Source organism: Fibrobacter sp. UWB12 (assembly GCF_900142485.1).
Lineage (GTDB): Bacteria > Fibrobacterota > Fibrobacteria > Fibrobacterales > Fibrobacteraceae > Fibrobacter.
In genome coordinates, this window is record NZ_FRAZ01000020.1 from 1 (window position 1) to 2,145 (window position 2,145).

General features: G+C 42.7%; 2 protein-coding genes and 1 tRNA gene. 1 reads left to right on the top strand and 2 read right to left on the bottom strand.

The window, feature by feature from the left end; all coding sequences use genetic code 11:
• Positions 1–323, bottom strand: a 323-nt coding sequence (locus BUA34_RS15545) for a helix-turn-helix domain-containing protein (protein ID WP_139255875.1), incomplete at its 3' end; no start/stop codon positions are given.
• 288 nt (positions 324–611) lie between these two features.
• Positions 612–684 (bottom strand) — tRNA-Gly (locus BUA34_RS15550).
• Positions 685–844: 160 nt separating this feature from the next.
• Here BUA34_RS15550 and BUA34_RS15555 point away from each other — a divergent pair.
• Positions 845–1,906 (top strand): FISUMP domain-containing protein, encoded by a 1,062-nt coding sequence (locus BUA34_RS15555; protein ID WP_072831187.1) that lies wholly within the window; start codon positions 845–847, stop codon positions 1,904–1,906.
• The last annotated feature ends 239 nt before the right edge of the window (positions 1,907–2,145 follow it).

Here is a 2,145-nt window from a genome sequence, read left to right on the forward strand (position 1 = left end):
AGTTCCTCGTATCCGCCGTGACGGTATTTCCGCAACCATTTTTTCAGACAGCAGAAACTCAAGTCGTACTTGGCGACGGTTTCCGCATAAGATAGCGATTCCTTGAGGACCGCGTCAACAGCAGCCTTTCTTAACGCAGGCGTGGAACGGACGTTCTTCTTCCTTTCCGTTTGCCAAACGCCAGTCTGCCGATACAGCCGAATATGGCGCTTGATTTCAGACAATTCAAGACGCGTTAAACGCGATATGGAAGGAGAGTCATAGCCTTCCATGTGAAGCTTGTAGGCTGTAGCCCATTCTTCTTCAGTGTGTTTTTTATACATGAAAACCCCGAAAGTTATGTCCAACTTTCGGGGTTCACATCATTGTAGGTGGTTTTTCTTTTTTAGAGCGGGAAAAGGGAATGATTCGTCGTCAGTCTCCCGTGCTAAGGCACGGGCTGACTCCTCACCCTTACGGGCTTATCGCTGCGCGATAATTCCTAAACAACTCGCACGCACTTCGTGCACCTCGTTGTTTAGTCGCACCCTCGACCCCAAGGGTCGAGCATCCGAGCCATACCAACACATAAAACAAAAAGAACCACTCTGAAAGTGGTTCTTTTGTTTTAGAGCGGGAAAAGGGACTCGGACCCTCGACCCCGACCTTGGCAAGGTCGTGCTCTACCAACTGAGCTATTCCCGCGAGGACAGCCCATATATAGAAATAAAATTTCTAGTTGTAAAGGGGAGAGGGCGAAAAAAGTGAAAATTTTTATGTGCGATAATTCTTTGGCCAAATGGATTGTTACGTGTTGTGATTTTTCTATTTTATAATGAAAATGGGTATATGGACGAGGTTTAGAATGAGAAATTTCAAGTACAGCATTATTGCATCCATTATACTATCCATAGCCCTCATCGCTTGTGGCGGCGACAACGGTACATCCCCTTCTGATGTCATCCCGGACTCCGTTCCGGGATCGCCATCTAGTTCCAGCGTTAAAAAGTCGTCTTCATCTTCTGAAAAAACATCCTCATCTTCAGTCAAGACTGTTTCCTCGTCTTCTTCCGTTGTCCTGAGCAGCAGCGAAGGATCCAGTAGCAGTAAGCAATCCTCTTCTAGCAAAAAAGTAGAATCCAGTTCTAGCCAAAAGATTGTCTCGTCGTCTTCTGTATCTCCAGCGTCGAGTTCAAGTAAAAAAGAGTCTAGCAGTAGCGAGTATGTTCCGTACGACCATTTTAAATGTCTTGCGGATAATTGGAATCTTAGGGATACAATCTACAAACAGTTTACCGACCCGCGTAATGGCCGTAGTTATTACTACTATACCGCAGTTTCTTCAAAAACAGGAAGAAAAGTGACCGTCATGGCGGAAAACTTGAATATCGGTGAAATGGTTCTTGGTGAAAATGAACAAAATGACGATACGAAGATTGAACGCTATTGCTACAATAACGATACCACGAATTGTGACAAGTATGGTGGCTTGTACCAGTGGGCTGAAATGATGCAGTTGCCGAGCCGTTGCAATACTGAAAGTTGTTCTGATTATATAAGGCGTAAACATCAAGGTATTTGTCCGGATGGATGGCGCTTGTTTACTTGGGATGATTTCGAAATAATAAGAGATTATAATGATGAATATGGTGATGGAATAAAAGGTCTTCGTTCGCAATGCTTCCATGGTAACAATGCTAGTGGGTTCTCTTTAATCGGTGGTGGGGTTAGATTTGAAAATGGAACATTTAAAAATTTGACAGATGCTGTTTTTTGGACATATCCGCAGGAACAAGAATATGATGTCACTTTATTTGCATATTCTGCTTTTGTTTCTGTAAATAGCGATGATAATACAGGTACACAAAAAAATCGTCGTGGAGAAAAATTGAACGGATATTCTGTTCGCTGTGTTAAAATTGAGTAAACATTTTAACAAATTCTAAAAGATTAAAGAACTCCATGGGTGGGAGTTCCTTTTCCAAAAAAAGTTTAATTAAAAATCGGTGTATGGCGAGAACGGGAATGACGTCTTCGCCCAAATTACGATAAAAAAAGAAAACCACCTTTGTGAACCGAACCCCGAAAGTTGGACAGTTTAAAGTTAGGATAAAATTGAGTTATGAGTCCGGTATTGTACCGGGCTCATTCCTTTTAGGCGCAGTT